This window comes from Xanthomonas arboricola pv. juglandis (assembly GCF_001013475.1).
GTDB classification, from domain to species: domain Bacteria; phylum Pseudomonadota; class Gammaproteobacteria; order Xanthomonadales; family Xanthomonadaceae; genus Xanthomonas; species Xanthomonas arboricola.
The window spans coordinates 84,916-100,343 of sequence record NZ_JZEF01000001.1; the positions used below are offsets into that span (position 1 = coordinate 84,916).

The 15,428-nt window shown below is 65.8% G+C and carries 9 protein-coding genes and 1 riboswitch; of the genes, 4 read left to right on the plus strand and 5 right to left on the minus strand.

The window, feature by feature from the left end; genetic code table 11:
• Positions 1-194 precede the first annotated feature (194 nt).
• Positions 195-1,481, plus strand: coding sequence for a carbohydrate porin (locus tag XARJCFBP2528_RS00320; protein WP_047124165.1), 1,287 nt, complete (start codon positions 195-197; stop codon positions 1,479-1,481).
• 172 nt (positions 1,482-1,653) lie between these two features.
• Positions 1,654-3,774, plus strand: coding sequence for an alpha/beta hydrolase family protein (locus XARJCFBP2528_RS00325; RefSeq protein WP_047124438.1), 2,121 nt, complete (start codon positions 1,654-1,656; stop codon positions 3,772-3,774).
• 101 nt (positions 3,775-3,875) lie between these two features.
• Here XARJCFBP2528_RS00325 and XARJCFBP2528_RS00330 read toward each other — a convergent pair whose 3' ends face one another.
• A complete protein-coding gene (locus tag XARJCFBP2528_RS00330) occupies positions 3,876-4,280 on the minus strand; it encodes a hypothetical protein (protein ID WP_026064568.1) in 405 nt (134 codons plus the stop codon).
• A gap of 331 nt (positions 4,281-4,611) precedes the next feature.
• Between XARJCFBP2528_RS00330 and XARJCFBP2528_RS00335 the strand changes: the two genes are divergently transcribed.
• Together XARJCFBP2528_RS00335 and XARJCFBP2528_RS00340 are read left to right on the plus strand one after the other, a co-directional pair.
• On the plus strand, positions 4,612-5,082 hold the full coding sequence (locus XARJCFBP2528_RS00335) for a hypothetical protein (RefSeq protein ID WP_026064569.1): 471 nt from the start codon (positions 4,612-4,614) through the stop codon (positions 5,080-5,082).
• A 127-nt stretch (positions 5,083-5,209) separates the two neighbouring features.
• A complete protein-coding gene (locus XARJCFBP2528_RS00340) occupies positions 5,210-5,935 on the plus strand; it encodes an AraC family transcriptional regulator (protein WP_024939479.1) in 726 nt (241 codons plus the stop codon).
• Positions 5,936-6,761: 826 nt separating this feature from the next.
• Here XARJCFBP2528_RS00340 and XARJCFBP2528_RS00345 read toward each other — a convergent pair.
• The 4 genes from XARJCFBP2528_RS00345 to gcvP all read right to left on the minus strand — a co-directional run bounded on the left by XARJCFBP2528_RS00345 (position 6,762) and on the right by gcvP (position 14,965).
• Complete coding sequence (locus XARJCFBP2528_RS00345) at positions 6,762-8,870, minus strand: catalase (protein WP_047124167.1); 2,109 nt, start codon at positions 8,868-8,870, stop codon at positions 6,762-6,764.
• A gap of 206 nt (positions 8,871-9,076) precedes the next feature.
• Entirely contained in the window at positions 9,077-9,931 is an 855-nt protein-coding gene (locus XARJCFBP2528_RS00350; protein ID WP_047124168.1) for an aldo/keto reductase, read from the minus strand.
• A 22-nt stretch (positions 9,932-9,953) separates the two neighbouring features.
• On the minus strand, positions 9,954-11,603 hold the full coding sequence (locus XARJCFBP2528_RS00355; protein ID WP_047124439.1) for a carboxylesterase/lipase family protein: 1,650 nt from the start codon (positions 11,601-11,603) through the stop codon (positions 9,954-9,956).
• 428 nt (positions 11,604-12,031) lie between these two features.
• Complete coding sequence (gene gcvP / locus XARJCFBP2528_RS00360; RefSeq protein ID WP_047124169.1) at positions 12,032-14,965, minus strand: aminomethyl-transferring glycine dehydrogenase; 2,934 nt, start codon at positions 14,963-14,965, stop codon at positions 12,032-12,034.
• A 98-nt stretch (positions 14,966-15,063) separates the two neighbouring features.
• A riboswitch (glycine riboswitch) is annotated at positions 15,064-15,178 on the minus strand.
• Between the last annotated feature and the right edge of the window lie 250 nt (positions 15,179-15,428).

Here is a 15,428-nt window from a genome sequence, read left to right on the forward strand (position 1 = left end):
TGGTCACGGAGCGGCCGACAAACCTCGCGCGCGCCTGACGGCTGCGCACTCGCGTCAGCCGCTGTTGGCTGCAACCCGACGGCCGGGTGTCTCGCATATCCCGGCCGACGTTCCCGTTACCGCAGCGGCGCTTTGGCACACCGCCATGCATCGCCACCGATGGCCGTGCACGCTGCCCCGATCAGAGAACCACGATGCATCGTCTGTCTTTCCTCCCGCGCCGCAGTGCGCTGGGCTACGCCTTGTTGCTGGCACTGCCGGCCACCGCAGTCGCCGCGGGCGATACCACGCTGACCGGCGACTGGGGTGGGCGCCGGTCAGCCTGGACCGAGCAAGGCGTGAGCGTCCGCGGCGACTACGTGTCCGAGACGTTTGGCGTGGTGGACGGCGGCTACGAAAACACCAGCGCGCGCTACGCGCAGCAACTGCGGGTGGGCGTGGATCTGGACATGGCCAAGCTCGCCGGCTGGGGCGGTGGCAGCCTGCACGTCACCATCAACGACCGCCGCGGCCGCAGCACCTCCGCCGACCTGGTCGGCAATCGCTTCCCCATCCAGGAAGTGTACGGAGGCCAGTACACCCGCCTGAGCGAGTTCAGCTACGACCGCAGCTTCAACCAGGGCAAGACGTATCTGAAACTGGGCTTCTATGCGATGGGCAACCAGTTCGCTTCGCACACGTTGCTGGTGAACTTCGTCAATGCTGCGTTCTGCGCGCATCCGCTGGCGTTTTCGGCCAATAGCGGCTGGTACAACTATCCGGCCGCGCGCTGGGGCATCGAAGGCGCGCAGCAGCTGACCCCGCAGCTCAACCTGCATGCCGGCTGGTTTCAGGTCAACCCGAATCTGGGCTTCGGTGCCCGCGATACCTACGCGTTCGAGCCGTTCGCCAGCGGCACCACCGGTGCGATCTTTCCGCTCGAATTTACCTGGAAGCCGGCCACCGCACGCTACCCGGGCGTGTACAAGTTCGGCGGCTACTACGACTCCTCGTCGGTACCCAGGCGTGGGCTGGATACCAGCCGCAGCACCGGCCGCGACGGCGCCTATCTGCTGGTCGAACAGAAACTGTTCACCCCGGGAGCGGACCCCAGCATCGGCCTGACCGGATTCGCCCAGTACATGGCCAGCGACCACGACAGTGCGCTGATGACACGGTGGTATTCGGTCGGCGGGGTGTACCAGGGCATCGGCACACGCACGCAGGACCGCATCGCACTCGGCTATGTGGCCGGCAGGATCAATCATCGGCTGCTCGATGCACGCCGCGCAGAACTGATCGATGCCGGCGTGTCGGCCGATTCGCCACTGGTCGGGCTGAGCGCTGCCGAAGAGCTCTACGAGCTCGCCTACAGCGCGCAGATCACGCCGTGGCTGATGTTGCGCCCGGACCTGCAATACATCGTCAACCCCGGGACCTACGCCTATACCCACACGCGCAACGCAGTGGTGGTCGGGCTGCAGGCCAAACTCACGTTCTGAGTGCGTGCCCACAGCGTGGCGCGCCGTTACCGCAGGGCGCACTGCGCGCGGTGTGCATTGCGCCTTGCAGCGCGCGGCCACGTGCGGCGCCTGCGGGTGCATGACCTTGTGCCTTTGCGCGTGCGCCGCAGCAACGCCTACCATCGACGTTTTGCCGTTGCAGGAACTCTCGATGAAGCTTCGTTACGCCGTGCTGCCCCTGTGTCTGTTGACCGCCTTGCCAAGTCTTGCCGCTGCGCGCGGATTCGATGTGCGCGACATGGTCGCGCTGGACAGGGTGTCTTCGCCCACGCTCAGCCCCGACGGCAGCGTGCTGGTGTTCGCCAAGCGGCAGGCCAAGAGCAGCAACGGCAAGCCGGCCACCGGCCTGTGGACGCGCAATCTGCGTACCCGCGATGCCGCGCCGCCCAGGTGGCTCACTCCCGACGGCTGGAACGTCAACAGCCCGGCGCTGTCGCCGGACGGCAAGACGGTGTACTTCCTCAGCAGTAAATCCGGTACGCAGCAGCTGTACGCGCAGCCGCTGGCCGGCGGCGCGCCGCAGCAGTTGACGGCGTTTGCGGTGGATGTGGACAGCTACAAGCTCTCGCCCGACGGCAAGCGCATTGCTTTCAGTGCCGGCGTGTTCCAGGACTGCGGCTCGGACCTGGGCTGCACCAAGACCAGGCTCGCCAAGCTCAAGAGCGCCAAGGCCAGTGGCGTGGTCTATGACCAGTTGTTCGTGCGGCATTGGGATACCTGGAACGATGGGCGCCGCAACACCTTGTTCGTCGCCGACCTGCCGGCTGCCGGCGGCAAGGCCGTGGCCGGTGCCTCGGCCATCAGCGCCACGCTGGCCGGCGATGCGCCCTCCAAGCCGTTCGGCGGCAATGACGATTACGCCTGGTCGCCCGACGGCGGCAGTGTGGTGGCCAGCGTGCGCGTGCCGCAGCCGCATGGGCCGGAAACCGGCAAGAAGGCAACCGCCGGCGCCAAGCCCACCGGCAACGACGAGCCGTGGCAGACCAACTTCGACCTGTACCGCCTGGATGCGGCCGGCAAGGCCGCGCCGGTCAATCTGACCGCCGCCAACCCGGCCTGGGATGCCGGCCCGGTGTTCAGCAGCGACGGCAAGACGCTGTACTACCGCGCGATGAAGCGCCCCGGTTTCGAAGCCGACCGCTTCGGCCTGATGGCGATGGACGTGGCCAGCGGCAAGAGCCGCGAGATCGCCCCCAAGTGGGACCGCTCGGCCGGCGAGATCGTCTTGAGCGCCGATGGCGCCAGCCTCTACACCAGCGCCGACGACCTCGGCGAGCATCCGTTGTTCAAGATCGACATCGCCAGCGGCCAGGCGACCAAGCTGGTGGGCGAGGGCAGCGTGCATGCGCCGACCCTGGCCGGCAACACGCTGGCGTTCACCCGCAACTCGCTCAAGAGCGGCGACCAGGTCTTTGTCAGCGATGTGCAGGGCCAGGGCCTGCGTGCGATCACCCAGAGCGCCGGCGAGCTGCTGCCGGAGGTGCAGTTCGGCGATTACGAGCAGTTCCAGTTCAAGGGCTGGAACAACGACACCGTGCACGGTTATGTGGTCAAGCCGTACAACTACCAGGAAGGCAAGACCTACCCGGTGGCATTCCTGATCCACGGCGGGCCGCAGGGCAGCTTCGGCAACGGCTGGAGCAACCGCTGGAATCCGCAGACCTACGCCGGCCAGGGCTATGCGGTGGTGATGATCGACTTCCACGGCTCCACCGGCTACGGCCAGGAATTCACCGATGCGATCAGCCAGCATTGGGGCGACCGCCCGCTGGAAGACCTGCAGAAGGGCTGGACCGCCGCGCAGAAGCAGTACGGCTTCCTCAACGGCGACAAGGCCTGCGCGCTGGGTGCCAGCTATGGCGGCTACATGGTCTATTGGATGGCCGGCAACTGGAATCAGCCGTGGAAGTGCCTGGTCGACCACGACGGCGTGTTCGACAACCGCACCATGGGCTACGCCACCGAGGAGCTCTGGTTCAGCGAATGGGAAAACGGCGGCACGCCCTGGCGGAACCCGGCCGGCTACGAGAAGTTCAACCCGGTGCTGCACGTGGACAAGTGGAAGGTGCCGATGCTGGTCATCCACGGCCAGCAGGATTTCCGTATCCCGGTCGAGCAGGGCCTGGCCGCGTTCACCGCGCTGCAGCGCAAGGGCATCGATTCCAAGTTCCTGTATTTCCCGGACGAAAATCACTGGGTGCTCAAGCCGGACAACAGCGTGCTGTGGCACGACACCGTCAACAGCTGGCTGAAGCAGCATATTGGCCAGTGAGGTCGCGACCGGCACGCCGCCTGGAGCGGCGTGCCGGTTGGTGCGGCGATGACGCGTGAGACCCCGGCCTTTAATACGGGTCGCAGGGTTGTTCGGTTTGCTCAGTTCGGCAACTGATCGCGTTTGGCCAACTGGCCTTCCACGATCTGCAGGATCTCCGCCACCGCGATGCCGAACGAGCCGGCATTGCCGGCGTCGAAGGCGGACTTCCATTCTGCATAGCCCGGCAGGTAATCCTGATTGGGCGCGGCAGTGCCGACGTGTTCGGCAGCGCTGCGCTTCAGGGTCTGCGCGATCACCGGGATGTGCGGCAGCGCGTCCAGGATCCCATCGGGCAATCCCGCGTGACGCACCTGGATGTCGCTGATGCTCACGTGCAGGATCTGGCCGCGGTGGGGATGCACATCGATCTGGTTGATCAGCAGCAGCGGGGTCTCCGTCGCGGTGCGCCCGCGGCAGCGCCAGAGCTGGCCGACCGCATAGACGGGGGAGGTGGTGTCGGGCATCGGGTACTCCACGATCAAACCGCAATGATGCAACGCGCTTGCGGAGATGGCGACTCTGCGCCGTGCCGACAATGGAAGGGAATGATCCGGTCTTCAACCCGACGTCTGCGCAGTCGCGCTTCGCCCGTCAGACACTGTTCGGAAGTGGCGCGTTGAACTCGATAGCGCTTTTTCATGATGAGTTCGCTTGCGGCGGGCCGAGATGGCCTGGATCACAGCATCTGGCTGAATGCCAGCATGAGCCAGCAGTGCCGCAGTGCACGCAAGCCATGCCAAAATAGCGATTCTTTAACTTCCTCAACTCCCTGCCAGGATCGCAAGGACCGTTTGCATGCGCACCTTGTTCCGCCCCTCGTTGTGGGCGCTCGCCCTCGTCTGTAGTCCTGCCCTGAATGCCGCATCGCGGCCCACGGCCGAGCCTGCGCGCGCGCCCGTGTCTGCGACTGCCGCAGTTGGCACCGATGCGGTGGCCAGCGATCCGGCCGTGCCGCTGCCGGCCACGCTGAAGTCCGGCATGGGCTACCGCGCGTTTGCGCAGGCGGTGATGGAGCAGGGCTGGCAGCTGGTGGATCCGCTTGCCGCCGACAGCTGCATGGCCGCCGGCGATTGCGCCGTCGAGTTCATCGCGCCCGGCGGCAGTGCACGCCTGCAGGTGCAGGTGGGCTCGCAGTCCGGTGCGGCGGTGGTCAGTGGCTGGCGCGCGCAGCAGGTGCCGCTGGATCGCATCGGCAACCCCACCGCAGCGGCGGTGGATAGCAAGGCTGCGCCGGCCGCGTCCAAGGTGGCCGACAACCCGCGCTGACGCGGTGCGCCGGCGTCTGAGGCGCGCGGCGTATCATGGCGCTGCATGCGCTGCGGCCTGCATCGGTGGCGCGCGTCAGCGCCAGCCGCGTCTTTCCTGATCCCGAGTCCAGTCCCGCATGACCTCCATGAAGAGCATCGATCCTGCCGATCTGGAAGCGTTGTTCGATGCGGTGCCGGACGTGCTGTTCTTCGTCAAGGATCGCGAGGGCCGCTATACCCACGTCAACCAGACCATGCTGCGGCGCCTGGGCCTGAAATCGCGCAAGGAATTGATCGGCAAGCGCGTTGCCGAGGTCTATCCCAGCGGGCTGGGCGCCAACTACGCCAATCAGGACGAGCAGGTGCTGGCCGGGGAAGTGATCGACAACCTGCTGGAACTGCATCTATTCGCCAACCGCGAACCGGGCTGGTGCCTGACCTGCAAACGTCCGCTGCTGGTCGATGGCAAGGTGCAGGGCATCATCGGCATCTCGCGCGATCTGGGGCCGCAGGACGGGCATGAATCGCAGTACGAAAAACTGCGGCTCGCGCTGGCGTACCTCAACGCCAACTACGCGCAGAACGTGCGCATGCAGGCGCTGGTGGAGATCACCGGGTTTTCGATGTCCAAGCTGCAACGCTCGTTCCGCAAGGTATTCCAACTCACCCCGCAACAGGTGCTGGCCAAGCTACGCCTGCAGATGGCGATGCATCTGCTGCACGGAAACAAGAGCCTCACCGAAATCGGGCATGCCTGCGGTTTCAGCGATCAGAGCGCCTTCGCACGGCAGTTCAAGCTGGCGGTCGGCATGACGCCACGCGAGTACCGCGCGCTGGCGAACGCGGCGCAGTTTCCTGCCGAACCGGCTTAGCGCGCCTGAGCAAGACGACTGCTCAGTAGCTGAGTTAGCCGAGCACGGCTCTTCTGTAATGCTTGCGGGGAACTGCGTGAATCCATCGGGATTCCGGGTTGCATCCTCGTTTGGTAGATGCAGTCAAAAGCCTGGTTCGTCGAGTGTGCGGCGCCCTCACCGCTTGCGTGATACGCCGTGAATCCATCCGTGGAGGCTCGGTGGCGGCATCCATGCCGCCACACGGTCCCGCAAGCGGCGAGGGCACCGCACCAGACAGTTGGTCGGCTGTTTTCCTGAAAGCTTGTTGCTCAGCCTGGGCAGAAGAGAAGTTGGTCGATCACGTGTTGAAGCCTGTCGACTATTTCGCTTGCAATGGGAAGGCGGTAAGAAGCCAGTCGGACCAATAGTGATCCGCACGACGCACCGCAGGCTCTTGCTTGCAAACGTGCACACCGATTCTCTTGACGCGTCCTTGCCCGTCCACCGTCGCGGGACCTTACGCGGCATGGATGCCGCGTAAGAGCCTACATGGACGTACTTGCGGCGTGTCCTGCGATGTTGGGCGGGCAAGGGCCTTGCAGCCAAACCGCAGCCCGCCGCTCTACTGCCGATCTGGCCGCGCGCGCCGACACCCCAAAGACACGACCGCGCAACAACGTATAGATAGCCGGATTCCAAATCGCAGCGTGGTCTATTAGACGCTGCCAAAAGACTGGTTAAAGGTTGGCCGTTGCAGAGGATGCGCTGGTTTTCCGTAGAGGATGAATCGCTGCCCGCATCAACGACTTGGGCGCGAACGACGTAGTCGTTCGCGCCCAAGCCTGTGCAGCCCATGCGGATGCAGTTACGCCAACATGCGCACCTTCGGTTCGCGTGCCCACTGGCGGGTCTTGGCGGCAGTGATGAATGCCTTGGTATCTGCCGCCGCGATCACGCCCGCGTCCTTGCCGACATTGCCGGCCTTCAGCAGCAGCTGCGCGCCATCGTCGAAGGCGATTGCCTTCAGATGCGCCCACGCATTGCTGACGAAATCCAGCGCCGCCGATTCACGTGTCAGCGCCTTGGCAGCTTCCGACGACAACACCACCGCCACCGCATCGAACACCACCGAAGGCGTGCCGGCCAATTGACCATCGGCAGCCAGTTGCTTGCCGTCGCTGAGCTTGGCGCCACCCAGTTTCGGCGCAACGATCTTGACTGTGGCACCGGCGGCTTCGGCGGCCTTGCGCACCGCCTTGATCGTCGCTGCATCGGAGCCGTCGTGAATCAGGATGCCGACCGTGCGGCCCTGCAAGGTGTCCTTCATCTTGCCGATCAGCTGCAAGGCGGGCGACAGCGGCATGTCGCTCGGTGCGACCGCAGCCGGTGGTGCCGGCGGCAACGCGGTCATGCCCATGCCATCGGCCACACGCTGCGCCAGCGTCGGGTCGATGTGACGCAGGTGGCCGACGATGGCTTCGCGCACGTGCGCGGTCTCCACCTTGGACAACTCGAACACCAGCGCCGATGCCATATGCGCCTGTTCCGGTGCGGTCTGGCTGCGGAAGAACATGCGTGCCTGGCTGTAGTGATCGGCAAAACTTGCTGCGCGTACGCGGCCCTTGGCACCATCTTCGGCCGGTGTTGCGTGGCTGGGGAATCCACGCAGCGCCTCACGCGGCGCATCGGCCTGCAACGAGCTGGGCTCGTAGGCGACACGGCCCTTGGGGACGCCCATCTGCATATGGCCGTCGCGCTGGTTGTTGGCGAACGGGCACTTGGGCGCATTGACCGGGATCTGGTGGAAGTTCGGTCCACCCAGGCGGCTCAGCTGCGTGTCCAGATACGAGAACAGGCGGCCCTGCAGCAGCGGATCGTTGCTGAAGTCGATGCCGGGAACGATGTTGGCCGGGCAGTACGCCACCTGCTCGGTCTCTGCAAAGAAGTTGTCCGGCCAGCGGTCGAGCACCATGCGGCCGACGATCTGCAGCGGCACCAGTTCTTCCGGAATGACCTTGGTCGAATCCAGGTGATCGAACGGGAATGCATCGGCTTCCGCCTCGGTGAACAGCTGCACGCCCAGCTCCCACTCGGGGAAGTCGCCGCTCTGGATCGATTCAAACAGATCGCGACGATGGAAGTCCTGGTCAGCGCCAGCGATCTTCACCGCCTCGTCCCAGATCGTGGACTGCAGGCCGAGCTTGGGGCGCCAATGGAACTTGACGAAGGTGCTGTCGCCATTTCCATTGAGGAAACGGAAGCTGTGGATGCCGAAGCCTTCGATCATGCGCAGCGAGCGCGGAATGGTGCGGTCGCTCATCGCCCACATGATCATGTGCATCGATTCGGGGCTCAGCGAGATGAAATCCCAGAAGGTGTCGTGCGCACTGGCGGCCTGCGGGAAACCGCGGTCCGGTTCCATCTTCACCGAGTGGATCAGGTCGGGGAACTTCATCGCGTCCTGGATGAAGAACACCGGGATGTTGTTGCCCACCAGATCCCAGTTGCCTTCCTTGGTGTAGAACTTCACCGCAAACCCGCGCACGTCGCGCGGCGTGTCCACCGAGCCGGCGCCACCGGCGACGGTGGAAAAGCGCGTGAATAGCGGGGTCTTTTCGCCGACTTCGGTGAAGATCTTGGCGGTGGTGTACTGGCTCAAGGACTTGGTCAGCTCGAAATAGCCATGCGCCGCGCTTCCTCGCGCATGCACGATGCGCTCGGGGATGCGCTCGTGATCGAAGTGGGTGATCTTCTCGCGCAGGATGAAGTCTTCCAGCAGCGTCGGCCCGCGCGGCGTGGCGCGCAGCGAATTCTGGTTGTCGCCAACCGGAATGCCCTGGTTGGTGGTCAGCTGCGGATGCGTGCCGCCGGCCTTCTGATGCAGTTCATCGCCCGCACCGCGCAACGTGTCGGGAGTTGCGCTGGCGGCAGCGGTGGACGGAAGTTGCGCGGACTTGCTGGGGGACTTGGGCATGGGACTCCACTCTGGCGGGCTTGAAAATGCGGGCTGGTCCGCCGAGCCTGGGAGTGGCGCTGTTAAGTACGCGTGTCTGCATGCGAACGAATACTCACATGCCGCCAGAAACTTGCGCTGGGTCGCGGCTGCCTGATGTGTCTGTCACGCAATGCACTGACGCAAGGTCTGCATCTCAAGCAGCGAACGCAACCGTTGCCGGCTGACTACAGTAGATCCAGCGGCTGCTTGCGGGTCGGGGGCGGAAACGCACGGTCCAGTTCGGCAAGGTCCTGCGCCTCCAGTTGCAGCGTGCACGCCGCTGCATTCGCGCGCACGTGCGCAGGCGTTCCCGATTCGGGAATGGCAATGACCTGGCCGCTGCGGATCGCCCACGCCAGTGCCACGGCAGTGGCGGCCACGCCGCGTCGCTCGCCGATCGCGTGCAGCACCGGATGATCCAGCAATGCGCGGCTGCCCAGCGGCGAGTACGCCATCACCGTCACCTGATGCTGCGCGCACCACGGCAGCAGGTCGAACTCGATGCCACGGCTACCGGCGTGATACAGCACCTGATTGACCAGGCAGTGTTGCCCGCCATCGATGCGCCACAGGTCCTGCAGATCGTCCACATCGAAGTTCGACACGCCCCACTCGCGGATCTTGCCGGCATCGCGCAGGGCCTCGAAGGCATCGACCACTTCGCGCAGATCGCTGCCGCCGCGCCAGTGCAACAGATACAGATCCAGTGTGCGCACGCCAAGCCGCTGCAGGCTGGCCTCGCAGGCACGCGCGATGCCGCGCGCGCTGGCATTGCTCGGCAGGACCTTCGATACCAGATAAGGCCGCTGCACGTCATCCATGGCCTGGCCGATCAGTTGCTCCGACCGCCCATTGCCATACATCTCTGCGGTGTCGATCAAGCGCATGCCCAATTGCTGGCCTGTCTGCAGCGCCTCGATCTCCTGCTGCGGCGCGTGTCGCCCCTGGCCCAGATTCCACGAGCCGAGCCCGAGTGCCGGCACACTGCGCCCGTTGCGCAGGCGCACCGTGGGGCAGGGGGATGAGGTGGGGACGGACATGGGTGGCTCCTGGACGATGCGATCAATGCGAGGGTGACTGTGCCGGCGTTGCTGCCGCGTGCGGCAGCGTTAGCGTTGCCTGTGCATCCCAGAACGCGCAGCGATGCCGCTGCGCGAAGTCGGGCGTTGCGCCGATCCTGCCGGGCGACAGCGTCAACGGAGCGTCGCCATCGAAGCGCGGCCATTGCGGACGGCCAGCCCCATTGGGGTCGCCGGTGCGCGCAAATGCGCCCCAGTAATCCTGCAGCGTGTCGGCGAAGGCCTGCTGCGCCGGAGTGAACGTCGGTTTGCCACTGAGCACCCACGGGCGCTGAAACAGATACACCAGCTCGGATGCGTGATACGCGCCCAACGGATGCGAGAGCGGCAGGCGCAACAGGCCGTATGGCGCCTGCGGGTCGTCGAATTCGTACGCATACACCGGCGCGTGGGTGCGCAAGGCCTGGCCCAGCCGACGTGTCGGGCAGGCGAATCCGCCATCGGTGACGATGTCGGCGAATGCATCCCAGCGCGATTGCGCGGCAACGTCCGCGTAGCGCGCCAGGATCGCTGCGGGGTCGGCATGCATGCGCTTGAGGCGCGCCTCATAGCCGCTGCGCAGGTTGAGCTTGCCGATGTAGGACAGCAACTGCGCAAACAGCCGCCCTTCGTTGCGGTTGGTGCCGATCAGCACCGGTACCTGCGCATGTTGCAGGTTGCCGATCGCCTCGGCGGGCGGCAACGGCAAGACCTCGCCGCCGGACATCGGCGCCCACGCGTCGCTGCCGGTCAAACCACGTCGCTGCGGTTTGGCGTCGGCCACGGTGTCGGCAGGCAGTGCGCGCAGGCATGCGGCAACATCGCTTGCGCGCTCGCAGCCAAGCGTCTGCGCCATGCGTGCACCGCCGCGCTCGGCCTCGGCGCGCGGCAGGCTGGAATCGCTGGCCAGGCAACTGCCGCTTTGCAGGATTGCGCGTTGGAACAGACCGGCCGCGCCCGGGGAGGCGAGTTGATAGCAGATGCTCCAGGCACCGGCCGATTCGCCGAACACGGTGACGTTGTGCGCATCGCCACCGAAGGCGGCGATATTGCGCCTGACCCAGCGCAACGCAGCCTGCTGATCCTGCAAGGCATACGCGCCTTCGCCTTCGCCGCGCAGCGCCGGATGCGCAAAGAAACCGAACACCCCCAGCCGATAATTGGGCGCCACCACGATGACGTTCTGCCGCGCCGCCAACCCACTCAGGTCGTAGTCGACATTGCTGCCCAGCTCCAGCGCGCCACCGTAAATCCACACCATCACTGCGCGCGGATGCGCCGGCGCGGGGCCGGGCGGCGCATAGACGTTGAGGGTGAGGCAATCCTCGGAGACCTGCTTCTGCCCGAAGCGATAACGCGGCAGGCACGCCGGCCCGGCCTGGGTGGCAGCGCGGACTCCCGTCCAGGCTGGCGCCGCCTGCGGCGCGCGAAAGCGCAAAGCGCCCACCGGCGGCGCGGCGAACGGCACGCCCAAAAACACCCGCCCCTGCGCACCGGCAACACCGCGGATCGCACCGGCATCGGTCTGCACCACCTCGGCCTGCGCATCGGCCGCATGCACCAGTGCCGGCACCTCGCCAGGGCGGCGTGGCGCGCAGGCGGTCAGCGTGCAAGCCGCCAGCAGGAGGATGCCGATGTGTTTCAGTTGAAGCATGCGCAGGTCTGCCATGTGCGTGAGGACGTCGGTCATCATCTCTTTCGCACGTGTAGGGCAGGCAAACGTGTGGTTGGCAGGCACCCGCATGCGATGGCCGGGCACACGCGTCGCTGGGGAGTGAGCGGGTATCGCTGCCTGCGGCGCATGTGCAGCTTCCGGCGCAGTTGGCCTGCCGGAACTGTCGATGCATCCGCCGGCGAGGCGCAGATGGCATCGCTGTCGCCTGGTCGAGTGCGATGCTGCGATGAGCGCAGCACGCGCTGGAGGGCAATCTTTCACCGCTGCCCATGAAGCGCCGCCCATCGCCCCGGCTGTGACAAACGCAAAACCTGTGGCGGCGGCAGCGCCGGCCTGGCCCGGCACGGCAACAAAAAACCCAGCCGTGTGACCGGCTGGGTTCCGTCTTTTTTACCCGGTGGTGGCGCTTACGCCTCCACGTCGTCCTTGTACGCGTCTACCGGGATGCAGGCGCACATCACGTTCTTGTCGCCGTAGACGTTGTCCACGCGCGCCACCGGCGGCCAGTACTTCTGCTGCTTGAGGCCCGGCAGCGGGAAGGCGGCCAGTTCGCGCGGGTAGGCGTGGGTCCACTCGCTGGCCGATACCTGGGTGGCGGTATGCGGGGCGTGCTTGAGCGGGTTGTCGTCGCGGTCCAGGCGGCCGTCTTCGATGGCGCGGATCTCTTCGCGGATCTGGATCATCGCGTCGATGAAGCGGTCCAGTTCGTGCTGGGATTCGCTTTCGGTCGGTTCCACCATCAAGGTGCCGGCGACCGGGAAGCTCAACGTCGGTGCGTGGAAGCCGAAGTCGATCAGACGCTTGGCGATGTCTTCGGCACCGATGCCGCTGGTCTTTTCCAGCGGGCGGATGTCGAGGATGCACTCGTGCGCCACCAGGCCGTTGCGGCCGGTGTACAGCGTCTTGTAGTGCGGCGCCAAGCGCTTGGCGATGTAGTTGGCATTGAGCAGGGCCACCTGGGTCGCCTTGCGCAGGCCGCCGCTGCCCATCATGGTCACGTACATCCAGCTGATCGGCAGGATCGAGGCCGAGCCGTAGGCCGCCGCGCTGACCATGCCGCCGATGCGCGAGGAGTGTCCACTCCCGCTTTCGGAGTTGAGTCCGCCGCCATGGATGGCGGCAGTTTGACCTTCGCCGGCATGGATGCCGGCACGAGGCAGGTATGGCGCCAGGTGCGACTTCACCGCGCATGGGCCCACACCCGGGCCGCCGCCGCCATGCGGAATGCAGAAGGTCTTGTGCAGGTTCAGATGCGACACGTCCGAGCCCCACTTGCCGGGCTTGGCCACGCCGACCAGGGCATTCATGTTGGCGCCATCGGTATAGACCTGGCCGCCATGCGCATGCACGGCTTCGCAGATCGCCACCACGTCCTCTTCGAACACGCCGTGGGTGGATGGGTAAGTGATCATCAACGCAGCCAGGCGCTCGGAGTACTTTTCCGCCTTGGCGCGGATGTCGTCGACATCGACATTGCCGTTGGCATCGCACTTGGTCACCACCACGGTCATGCCGCACATCTGCGCCGAGGCCGGGTTGGTGCCGTGGGCGGATTCGGGAATCAGGCAGATGTCGCGATGCGCTTCCCCGCGTGCGCGGTGATAGGCGCGGATCGCCAGCAGGCCAGCGTATTCGCCCTGCGCGCCGGAATTGGGCTGCAGGCTGACCGCGTCGTAGCCGGTGCATTCGACCAGCATCGCTTCCAGCTCGTCGATCAGCTGCGCGTAGCCGGCCGACTGCTCGGCCGGCGCCAGCGGATGGATCGCACCGAACTCGGGCCAGGTCACCGGGATCATTTCGGCGGTGGCGTTGAGCTTCATGGTGCAGCTGCCCAGCGGGATCATGGTGCGATCCATCGCCAGATCCTTGTCGGCCAGCGAGCGCATGTAGCGCAGCAGTTCATGCTCGCTGTGGTGGGTGTTGAATACCGGGTGGGTCAGGAACGCGCTGTTGCGCAGCAGGCCCTGCGGCAATGCGTCGGCGGTGACGGCATCGAATGCGTCCACATCTGCCTGCGCGCCGAACAACCCGGCCAGTGCGACCACGTCGGCGCGCGTGCTGGTTTCATCCAGGCTGATGCCGACCGCTTCGCTGTCGATCGCGCGCAGGTTGATGCCGGCCGCACGCGCCTTGGCGTGGATGGCGTCGGCATCGATCGCCTTGACGTGCAGGGTGTCGAAGAAATGCTCGCCCACGGTGACGCCTGCGCTGCGCAGTGCGGCGGCCAGGATCGCAGCAAGACGATGCGTACGCCGTGCGATGCGGGTCAGTCCCTCGGGGCCGTGGTAGACCGCGTACATCGAGGCCATCACCGCCAGCAGCACCTGCGCGGTGCAGATGTTGGAGGTGGCCTTCTCGCGGCGGATGTGTTGTTCGCGCGTCTGCAGGGTGAGGCGATAGGCCGGGTTGCCGGCGGCATCGATCGACACGCCGATCAACCGGCCCGGCATCGAGCGCTTGTAGGCGTCGCGGCAGGCCATGAACGCCGCATGCGGACCACCGAAGCCGAACGGCACGCCAAAGCGTTGCGAATTGCCGACCACGATATCCGCGCCCCATTCGCCGGGCGCGGCGATCAGGGTCAGTGCCAGCAGGTCGGTGGCCACCGCGACCAGGCCGCCTTGTGCGTGCACCGCATCGGCCAGCGCAGCGTGATCGCCGATATGCCCGAAGCTGTCCGGGTACTGCAGCAGCACGCCGAAGCACTCGGCCTGCAAGGCTTCTTCCGGCGTGCCGACGCGCAGCACGATGCCCAGCGGCTCGGCGCGGGTGCGCAGCAGTTCCAGCGTCTGCGGGTGCACCGCGTCGTGCACGAAGAAGGTGTCCGACTTCGACTTGGCCGAACGCTTGGCCAGCGTCATCGCCTCGGCTGCGGCAGTGGCTTCGTCCAACAGCGAGGCGTTGGCGATCTGCATGCCGGTGAGGTCGGCGCACAGGGTCTGGAAGTTGATCAGCGCTTCCATCCGGCCCTGCGAAATCTCGGCCTGGTAGGGCGTGTAGGCGGTGTACCAGGCCGGGTTTTCCAGGATGTTGCGCAGGATCACCTTCGGCGTATGGGTGCCGTAATAGCCCTGGCCGATAAAGCTGCGCTGCACCTGGTTCTTGCTGGCAATGGCGCGGATCTTGGCCAGCGCCTCTTCTTCGGTGATCGCCTCGGGCAGCGCCAGCGCCGCTGGCGACTTGATGTTGCCGGGCACGATCGCATCGGTCATCGCATCCAGCGAGGCGTGGCCGACCACCTCCAGCATCTGTGCGATTTCTGCGTCGTTGGGGCCGATATGGCGTTCGACGAACGCACTGTGGTGTTCGAGGTCGCGCAAGGAAGACGTGGTCTGGGACATGGCGGGCATCCGGGGCAGGGGGCAGACGAATGGTCGACGGCCACCCGGCCGGAGTGACGCGCAGAGCGCATCACCTCCTGTCGCAGCGACAGTCTTCCTCGCGCCCCTCTGTCCTTTTGCCTGAGAGTTTAAGAGCGCGGCGTGGCGCTGGGCCTGCCTGCGTTCCGTGCCCCTTCGGCGCCGGCATCGGCCGGTCTCTCCAGAGTTGTACTGCGGATGGTATCGGGCCTGAGCGATTACGGGCTGTTGCGCCTTCGGCAGCGGCAGTGCCGCTTCTCCCACCGTGTTGCCGGGCGATTATAGCCTGCGTGCGCACCTGCCGGAGCGGTGGCAGGCAGGCCCATGCACTCGGATTTGCTTAACCTTGCAACGGCGAGCGCCTATCATCGACGCCCTTGTGCTCATCCCGACGCTGCCCCCAGGCCGGCGTCGGCGTGCGTCCCCCCGATGCACCACGTTTCGG